This is a genomic window from Ewingella americana ATCC 33852, assembly GCF_000735345.1.
GTDB lineage: Bacteria > Pseudomonadota > Gammaproteobacteria > Enterobacterales > Enterobacteriaceae > Ewingella > Ewingella americana.
The window spans coordinates 1-9189 of the sequence record NZ_JMPJ01000036.1 but is presented as its reverse complement, the minus strand read 5'-3'; the positions used below and the strand labels follow the sequence as shown (position 1 = coordinate 9189).

9 protein-coding genes are annotated in these 9189 nt (G+C 58.6%); 3 read left to right on the top strand and 6 right to left on the bottom strand.

The window, feature by feature from the left end; genetic code table 11:
- On the top strand, positions 1–224 hold a 224-nt coding region (locus GEAM_RS23340; RefSeq protein ID WP_210435876.1), incomplete at its 5' end, for a hypothetical protein.
- Between the two features lie 18 nt (positions 225–242).
- Here GEAM_RS23340 and lsrG read toward each other — a convergent pair.
- The 6 genes from lsrG to lsrA are packed head-to-tail and all read right to left on the bottom strand — an operon-like array spanning position 243 to position 6116.
- Positions 243–536: a (4S)-4-hydroxy-5-phosphonooxypentane-2,3-dione isomerase gene (gene lsrG, locus GEAM_RS05660; protein ID WP_034789397.1), complete on the bottom strand. Its 294-nt coding sequence runs from the start codon at positions 534–536 to the stop codon at positions 243–245.
- A gap of 14 nt (positions 537–550) precedes the next feature.
- Positions 551–1426, bottom strand: a complete 876-nt coding sequence (lsrF, locus tag GEAM_RS05655; protein WP_034789396.1) for a 3-hydroxy-5-phosphonooxypentane-2,4-dione thiolase — start codon at positions 1424–1426, stop codon at positions 551–553.
- Between the two features lie 29 nt (positions 1427–1455).
- Positions 1456–2472 carry an autoinducer 2 ABC transporter substrate-binding protein LsrB gene (gene lsrB, locus GEAM_RS05650; protein ID WP_034789395.1) on the bottom strand — a complete coding sequence of 339 codons (1017 nt, stop codon included), beginning with the start codon at positions 2470–2472 and terminating at the stop codon, positions 1456–1458.
- 13 nt (positions 2473–2485) lie between these two features.
- The gene (lsrD, locus tag GEAM_RS05645; RefSeq protein WP_034789394.1) at positions 2486–3508 is read right to left on the bottom strand and encodes an autoinducer 2 ABC transporter permease LsrD; all 1023 of its coding nucleotides are present in this window, start codon (positions 3506–3508) and stop codon (positions 2486–2488) included.
- Entirely contained in the window at positions 3508–4572 is a 1065-nt protein-coding gene (lsrC, locus tag GEAM_RS05640) for an autoinducer 2 ABC transporter permease LsrC (protein ID WP_034789393.1), read from the bottom strand. Before lsrC ends, lsrD begins: the two co-directional genes overlap by 1 nt.
- Positions 4572–6116: an autoinducer 2 ABC transporter ATP-binding protein LsrA gene (gene lsrA / locus GEAM_RS05635; RefSeq protein ID WP_034789392.1), complete on the bottom strand. Its 1545-nt coding sequence runs from the start codon at positions 6114–6116 to the stop codon at positions 4572–4574. The genes lsrC and lsrA overlap by 1 nt, the downstream gene beginning before the upstream one ends.
- 233 nt (positions 6117–6349) lie before the next feature.
- On the opposite strand from lsrA, the gene lsrR reads away from it, so the two are divergent.
- Positions 6350–7324, top strand: coding sequence for a transcriptional regulator LsrR (gene lsrR, locus GEAM_RS05630; protein ID WP_051899417.1), 975 nt, complete (start codon positions 6350–6352; stop codon positions 7322–7324).
- Between the two features lie 64 nt (positions 7325–7388).
- Complete coding sequence (lsrK, locus tag GEAM_RS05625; RefSeq protein ID WP_034789398.1) at positions 7389–8978, top strand: autoinducer-2 kinase; 1590 nt, start codon at positions 7389–7391, stop codon at positions 8976–8978.
- Positions 8979–9189: the final 211 nt, after the last annotated feature.

The following is a 9189-nucleotide window of genomic DNA, read 5'->3' as shown; positions in this document are numbered from 1 at the left end:
TGACTGCGGTTTTGAGGCATCTATACCGTGCCGTTTCAGTGGAGTGCTGTTCTGCTCCTCCCCCTGAAAAGGGGGAGGTTGGGAGGGGGTATTTCATAAAATTCAGTGACTTAGTTCAGTCTGGGGATGGGTTTACTCCTTCTCCTCTCAGAGGAGAAGGCTGGGATGAGGAGTGGTTCAAAACCGTGCTCGATGCAGCAAACCTCAACCCGGCCTCTCCTTAAAAGAAGAAGGAGCAGACCCTATTCTGGATAAATCCCTCTAAAACTGGTTTTCTTCCTCGGCCCGGTCATCAGTCCTTCGAGCGCCTCGACGCACTTTAGGTAGTGCGGCGTCTGTTTGTGGGCGGCGACGGCGGCGTTATCGACGTAGGCTTCATAAATGAAAAATCGCGTGGGTTCTTGCTCGTCTTGCAACACGTCAAAACGCAGGTTGCCCGGCTCTTTAATCGCGCCTAAGTGATTGTCGCGAAACACTTTCAAAAACTCATCGACCTTGTCCGCTTTAACATTAATTTCTACCAGTGTGACTTCCATAACTCCTCCTTAGATCAGCCTTTTTGGTCGAGAAACAGCTCGTAGGCGTGGTCGACGCTGGCGTTGTTATGCACCACGGCCTGCACGGCTTTCAGCATGGCGATTGGCGATTCGGACTGGAAGATATTGCGGCCCATATCCACGCCCGACGCACCCTGATCGATGGCCTGGAAGCACATCTCCAAGGCTTCACGCTCGGGCAGTTTCTTGCCACCGGCGATGACAATTGGGACCGGGCAGCCGGCGGCGACGCGCTCGAAGCCGCTGTCCACATAATAGGTTTTGATGATGTGCGCCCCCATCTCGGCGGCGATGCGGGTGGCTAATGAGAAGTAACGCTGGTCGCGCACCATGTCTTTGCCCACGCCAGTCACCGCCATGGTTGGCATGCCGTAGCGGGTGCCCTGATCCACCAATTGGATAATGTTTTTGATCGACTGATGCTCGTGCTCGCTGCCGATATAAACCTGCGCGGCCATGGCGGAAACGTTCAGGCGCAGCGCGTCTTCAATCGCCACGGCCACGGTTTCATTCGACAACTCGGTCAGAATCGAGTTACCGCCCGAAGCGCGCAACACAACGGGTTTATTGACGGCGGCGGGCACCACGCTGCGCAAAATGCCGCGTGTACACATCAACACATCGGTGTGTTCGAACAGCGGCGCGATGTTGAGGTCGATACGCTCAAGCCCGGTGGTTGGCCCTTGGAAATAGCCGTGATCGAACGCCAGCATGACGGTGCGCCCGGAGGCCGGATTGAAAATGCGCGCCAGCCGTGACTGCATCCCCCAGTCCAGCGCCCCGCTTCCTTTAAGGAAGAAAGCGCGATTGCTTTGCGGCGTACCAATACCAAAATCCTTGCCGTCTTTGATGTCGTCTAAATCAGCCATCTCAAGCTCTCCTTACATTGACGTTAACGTTAGAAATCGTATTTACCGATGTTGTCTTTGGTGAACACCACGCGCTCCGGCAGCAGAACAATGCCATTACCCTTGGCTTCATATTGGTAGCCCTGCACGCTGTTCGGCGAGACTTCGACCTGCCCGATTTTCGGCACGTCCAGCTTGTCTCCGACGTTCAGCTCACCCTTTTTCAGCAGCTGTTCGGCGACATAAACCGAGATTTTGCCCTGCGCCACCACGTCCCACAGGCCGAACTGTTTCACCGTGCCGCGCTCGACGTACGGGCGCATAACGTTTGGCGTGCTGAAGCCAACGATGGCGACATTCTTGCGCCCGAGGTTCTCCGCCGCCTGCGCCGCCGCTGGCAAAGCATTGGCATCTGGCGCGATGATGGCGTCGAGGTCATTCCACGACTTCATGATGCCCTCGGCGGTTTGCAGCGACTTGGTGGCGTCGTTATAGCCATATTGGGTGGTGACAATCTCCCAGCCCGGATGCTCTTTGGCGATTTTGGCTTTCGCCTCTTTCACCCACTGGTTCTGGTCGGTCACCGTCGGGCTGGAGTAGAAGAACGCCACCTTGGCCTTCTCTTTGGTCACTTGGCTGGCGGTCATGTCCACCAGCATGGAGCCCAGCTGCTGCGGCGTGCCTTGGTTGATGTAAATCGAGCGGCATTCAGGCTTGGTGTCTGAGTCCCACGTCAGGACTTTCACCCCGCGCTGCATGGCGCGTTTCAAGGCTGGACAGAGGCCGTCGGGGGAAACTGCCGCCACCACGATGGCGCCATAGCCCTGATTGACGAAGTTGTTGATCATCTGCACCTGCCCCGAAACGCTGGGTTCGGTCGGGCCGTCGTAGGTCACATCAACGCCCAGTTCCTTGCCCGCCGCCGTTGCGCCACTGCCGCCACTGGTGAAGTAGCCGACGCCCACCAGTTTCGGGATAAAGGCAATGCGATCTGCGGCCTGTGCACTGGCGCAAACCAGAGCTAATGCGCTGACGGCGAACAGGTTTTTCCACGCGGTTGTTTTCATCATTCACTCCACATTATTTCGAGGTCAGAGAAGCAGAAGGCGCAGACCAGCGGCGGTAATAGCGCTGGAAAACACTGCGAAGGAGGCCACGGTTGAGGCTGGCTGAACGGCCAATCACCACCAGAATCAGCAGCGCGCCGGAGAGTGCGCTGGAGACCTGACTGGAGATGCCGACCATTTGCAGCCCTTGTTGCAAATAACCAATCAGCAAAGTTGCCAGCGCGGTGCCTAACACCGAGCCGGAACCGCCGTAAATATTCGCCCCGCCCAGCACCACGGCGGTGATGGCAGGCATGAGTAAGGAGACGCCGAGATCCGAGCGCGCCGAGCCGAAGTAAGAAGTCATGACGATCGCCGCCACCGCCGAGGCCAGCCCGGTCATGCCATACAAAGCAAACAGCGTGCGGCTGACCGGCAGTGCGCCGTAGCGCGCCACACGGGCGTTTTGACCAATCAGAAACACATTGCGGCCGGTGCGGGTGCGGTGCATCAAGGCCCAGAAGAACAGCGTCGCCAAGAGGAAAATCAGCAGCGGCATCGGCAAGCCCAATACCACTAGGTTAGCGAAATCGGTAAAAGCCGCCGGGAAGTCGCCGATTCCTTCAAAACCGGTAGCCCCGGCCAGCCCGGAGAGCAGCAGCGCGCTGCCGCCAAACAGATATAAGGTGCCAAGGGTGATCACCAGCGGATTGACGCCGGTATAAAGGATGAGCGCGGCGTTGAGCAGCCCGCAGGCCGCGCCGAGTGCCAGCGTCAGGCCAATCGCCAGCGGCAGAGGCACGCCCGCCTGACACAGCACGCCGAGCGCGATGGCGCACAGGCCGATGGTCGAGCCGAAGGAGATATCAATGCCGCCGCTGACGATCACCATGGTTAGCGGCAGCGCGACGATGCCAATGGTAATGAAGTCACTGGTGCTAAACAGCAGCGTGTTAATGTCCAGCATGCGCGGGTTGGCGAGGCCAAACAGTAAGATTTCCACCACCAACAGGGCCAGCAGCGCCCCTTCCCAGCCGTAACGCTTCAGGTTATTCATCACAGCACCCCGCTTTTGTTGGCATTCATGCGTCGGGAAGTGCGCGGTTCCGACGGTTTGGTTTTGCTTCTCTCCGCGACCACCGCCTTAGGCTGGAAGCGAGCGTACTTCTGGCGACGCAGGTTTTTGTCCAGCGCCTGACGCAAACGGCCGTCAAACACCAGCACTGCCAGCAGTACGACGCCCGCGATAAAGTCGTTCCACCACGCGGGCAGGCGTAGCAGCACCAGCACGCTGTCGATTTGCGTCAGGAAGTAGGCGCCCAGCACGGCACCAACAATACTGCCGGTGCCGCCAAGCAGGCTAATGCCACCCAGCACGCAGGCGGCGATAGCTTTCATCTCCAGCCCGCTGCCCGTTTGGTTCGGCACAAAACCAATTTGTGAAGCGAAGACAATCCCGGCCAGCGCCGCCATCGCGCCATTAATGGCGAAAGCCAGAATACGCATGCGATTGACCGGCACGCCGAGCTGGCGCGCGCCCTGAAGGTTGTCGCCGACGGCATAGAAGCTGCGGCCAAATGCCGTGCGCGACAGCATCCAGAACATGGCTAACAGCAACACAATCACCAGCAGGCCGAGAGGTGAAACGCCCAGCACCAGCGGCGCAGAGAGCGATTTCAAGTCAGCGGGCAGCCCCTCAATCCACTTACCGCCGGTCAGCAGCAGCATCAATCCGCGATACAACCCCAGCGTGCCGAGGGTGGCGACAATCGCTGGAATGCGCAGCCACGCCACCAGCACGCCGTTGAACAAGCCCGCCGCAATCCCGACTGTCAGCGTCGCCAGACAAGCCAGCGGCAAGGCAACGCCGCTATTAAGCAAAATACCCAGCGACACCGCGCACAGCCCGGTTATCGACCCTACCGACACGTCGATATTGCGCGTCAGCATCACCAGCGTGGCTCCCATCGCCAGCAGCATCAGGATCTGCGCGCTGCCGAAAATCATCCCCAGCGTCTGGAAACTAAATGACTGGCTGTCCATCGCGCCAAGCAGGCCGAACAGCGCCACAATCGCCAGCAGCGCGGTAAGCTCACGGTTATTCTGAATCAGTTTAAGCATCAGGCATCTCCCTCTAAAGCGTTGGCGGGCGAGGGTTGGTGAGCATTGCCGAAGGCGATATGCATGATGCCGTTGACGTTAATGTCGTCGCCGCGCAGTTCGCCGCTCATCTCGCCCTGATGCATGACAAACACCCGGTCCGCCAGCCCTTCTATTTCGTCTAAGTCAGAGGAGATCAGCAGCACGGCGACATTCTGTTGCACCACGCTTTGCAGCAGTTGATAGATATCGGCGCGGGCTGAGACGTCCACGCCGCGGGTTGGCTCATCAACAATCAGCAGCGCCGGGGCGGCTTCGAGACATTTGGCAATCAGCAGCTTTTGCTGGTTGCCGCCGGAGAGCGTGCGGGCGTGCTGCTCGCCGTGGGAGTATTTGATGCCCAGCGCGCGGTGATAGCGTTCAAGCACCGCGGCTTCGCGTTTAGGGTTGAGCCACCAACTGCTGCGGTTAAAGGTCAGCGAAGTGGTGTTCCACGACAGCGGCGCGTCAAGGTATAAGCCGGAGGCTTGGCGGTCTTCGGGCAGATAGACCAGCCCCTGCTCCAGCCGGGCCGACGTATTGAGCGAAGTGATATCGCGCCCTGCCAGCCTTACCTGCCCGGCACGCGCGGCACGCAGGCCATACAGCGTTTCTGCCAGCTCGGTGCGCCCGGCCCCGACCACGCCCGCCAGCCCAACAATCTCCCCTGCATGCACTGTCAGAGAGATGTCGATAAAGCCTTCGCCGGTGAGGTTTTCCACCTCTAACACCGGCTGGCCGACACCCGCGTTGCGGCGCGTACCGGGCACGTCCAGCCACAGCTTCTGTTCGGCGGGCAGCGCGGTTTGGGCGGCCTGTGGGGTAATAGCCTGAATCAGCTGCTCGTTGTCGAGTTCGCTCAATGCGCCGCTAAGCGCAATTTTGCCGTCGCGCATCACGCTGACGCGGTCGGCGATTTGGCGGATTTCCGGCATCTTGTGGGAGATAAACACCACGCCAACGCCCTGCGCCGTGAGCTTTTTCACCTGAGTAAACAGTCGGGCGGATTCAGCAGGGGTTAGCGAGGCGGTAGGTTCGTCGAGGATCAACAGTCGCGCGTCGCGCATCAGCCCGCGCAGGATCTCCACCAGCTGTTGGTCGGCCACTTCCAGCGTTCCGGCCAGTGCGCCAAGCGGCAAAGTGCAGCCCAGCTGGTCAAGGCGCTGTTTAAGCTTGTCGGCGCTGGCCTGATGGGCAGGCAGACGAAATAAAATGTTCTCTTTTACTGTCAGACTCGGGAACAGCATTGGCTCCTGCGGCACCAGATAGATCCCCGCCTGATGGGCCTTGGCGGGCGTCATGCCGGTTTGCACTTTGCCGTTCAGCCACAGCGTGCCGCTGTCCGCCACCTCGACCCCGGCGATGATTTTCATCAACGTAGATTTCCCCGCGCCGTTGCCCCCCAGCAGCGCGTGGATCTCACCGCCGTGCAGGGTAAAGTCGATATTTTTCAGTACCGCTACGCCGGAAAAACCTTTGCTGACACCGGAAACCTGTAATAACGCGTCGAGGGAGTCTGTCTGCATGAAAGGGCCTCTGAGTGAAAACACATTCAATGAACAAATGTATTTATCATTTAATATTGTTCAAAAGCCTAGTCTCAGGTGACGGATAAAACTTCAGCCGCGATCACAGTTTGTTCAATCCATATACTCTGCGATATGATTCGAACAGCAATCATTCACGATTTGCCATACACATCACAGTTAACAACATTTTGTTAACGAACAATTGATCTACATTTTGATAAGTGTTCACTATGAATGACAAAGCAACGCAGTCCGACCTGACTATCCCAATGGAATACGGCATGGGCGAAGAAGAGCTGTTGGCACGTACCGCGTGGTTCTATTACCACGACGGCCTGACCCAAAATGAGATCGGTGACCGGCTGGGGCTGACGCGCCTGAAAGTCTCGCGTTTGCTGGAAAAAGGCCGTCAGTCCGGGGTGATCCGCGTGCAGATTAACTCGCGTTTTGAGGGTTGTCTGGCGCTGGAAAACACCCTGCTGAATCGCTTTGATTTGCAGCATATTCGGGTGTTGCCGCAGCTATCTGAAGGGGTGCTGAGTAGCCGTCTGGGCGTAGGTGCCGCGCACATGTTGATGACGCTGCTTAAGCCCGACCAACTGCTGGCAGTGGGGTTTGGCGAAACCGCGATGAGCACTTTGCAGCACCTGAGCGGCTTTATCAGCTCACAGCAGATCCGCATGGTGACGCTGTCCGGCGGCGTCGGCCCTTATATGACCGGCATCGGCCAGCTCGACGCGGCCTGTGGCGTAAGCATTATCCCCGCGCCGTTGCGAGCATCCTCGGCCAGCGTGGCGGCGATTTTCCGCCAAGAGCGCAATGTGCATGACGTGATGCTGGCGGCCTGCGCGGCGGACATCGCGATTGTCGGCATCGGCTCGCTAAACCAGAAGCACGACGCCACTATCCTGCGCTCGGGCTATATCAGCGAAGGCGAACAACTGATTTTTGGCCGCAAAGGCGCGGTCGGCGACATCCTCGGCTACTTCATGCAGCGCAACGGCGAGTTGGCGGAAAACATGGCAATTCACGACGAGCTGATTGCCGTCTCGCCGGATGAATTGGCCAATATCCCCACCGTGCTGGGTGTCGCAGGCGGGGTAGAAAAAGCCGAGGCGATTGTCGCGGCGCTAAAGGGCAAACGAATTAACGCACTGGTTACCGAAGAGAGCACGGCGCAGGCGATGCTGGCGCTGCTCGACTAACGCGCAGGATGTGTTCTGCGCGGCGGTAACGGGTATGGACAAAAACCGTTATGAGAGAGCGACTATGAGCACATCATCTGCGACAAAACACGATGCTTATTTGATGGCACTGGATGCCGGTACGGGCAGCATTCGCGCGGTTATTTTCAATCTCGAAGGTGAGCAGATAGCCGCGGGGCAGGCCGAGTGGATCCACCTCGCGGTGCCGGACGTGCCCGGCTCAATGGAATTCGACCTGAGTAAAAACTGGCAGTTGGCCTGCCAGTGTATCCGCCAAGCGCTGCATGAAGCGCAGATCCCAGCCTCGAGCATTCGCGCCGTCGCCGCCTGCTCAATGCGCGAAGGTATCGTTCTCTATAATAAAGCCGGTGAACCAATTTGGGCCTGCGCCAACGTTGACGCCCGCGCCAGCCGCGAAGTCTCCGAGCTGAAGGAGATCCACGATTATGAGTTCGAGCGCGAAGTCTATGAGTGTTCCGGCCAGACGCTGGCGCTGAGCGCCATGCCGCGCCTGCTGTGGCTGGCTCATCATCGCCCGGACATTTACCGTCAGGCAGCTACCGTGACCATGATCAGCGACTGGCTGGCTTATATGCTGAGCGGCGAGCTGGCGGTTGATCCTTCCAACGCGGGTACGACGGGCATGTTAGATCTCGCCACCCGCAACTGGCGCCCCGAGCTGCTCGACATGGCCGGGCTGCGCGCAGACATGCTTTCACCCGTCGCCGAAACCGGCACGCGTCTTGGCTCCGTCACCGTCAAGGCGGCAGAAGCTAGCGGGCTGCAAGCCGGTACGCCGGTAGGCATGGGCGGCGGCGATGTGCAACTCGGCACGCTGGGGCTGGGCGTAGTGCGCGCCGGGCAGACGGCGGTACTGGGCGGCACGTTCTGGCAACAAGTGGTTAATCTGCCTAAGCCGGTAACCGACCCTGAAATGAACATTCGGATTAACCCGCACGTGATTCCCGGCATGGCGCAAGCCGAGTCGATAAGCTTCTTCACCGGCCTGACGATGCGCTGGTTTCGCGACGCATTTTGCTCTGAAGAGAAGCTGCTCTCCCAGCGTTTGGGGGTCGACACTTATTCATTATTAGAAGATATGGCCGCCCGCGTGCCGGTCGGCTCATGGGGCGTGACACCGATTTTCTCCGACGCGATGCACTTCAAGACGTGGTATCACGCCGCGCCCTCTTTCATCAATTTGTCGATTGACCCCGAACGCTGCAATAAGCAGACCTTATTCCGCGCGCTGGAAGAGAATGCCGCCATCGTCTCCGCCTGCAATTTAGACCTGATCGCCGAGTTCTCCGGCGTGCGCGCCAAGTCATTAGTGTTCGCCGGTGGCGGCTCGAAGGGCAAATTGTGGTGCCAGATCCTCAGCGATGTGACAGGAATCCCGGTCAAAGTGCCGGTCGTGAAGGAAGCGACCGCCCTAGGCTGCGCCATTGCCGCAGGCGTCGCGGCGGGCGTCTATTCCACCCTCGCCGAAACAGGAGAGTCTCTGGTGCGCTGGGAGCGGGAATACCAGCCCGACGCGGCGAATCATGAAATTTATCTGTTGCAGAAGAGTAATTGGCAGGCGGTTTACGCGGATCAGCTGGGGTTAGTGGACCGGCAGTTAACGACGTCGATGTGGAAGGCCCCGGGGTTATGAGGGGATGGTGGGCCGCTATTAAAGCTTTGAATTGAAAACAGTTAGGTTTCAGTTTTTTGGGTTTTACTCCTTCTCCTCTCAGAGGAGAAGGCTGGGATGAGGAGTGGTTTAAATTGCGCTCAAATCCTGCCAACCCCACACCCCACCTAGCCTCCCCTCCTGAAAGGGGAGGGATAAAGTCAAAAGCAAAACCCACTGAAACGGCACGATT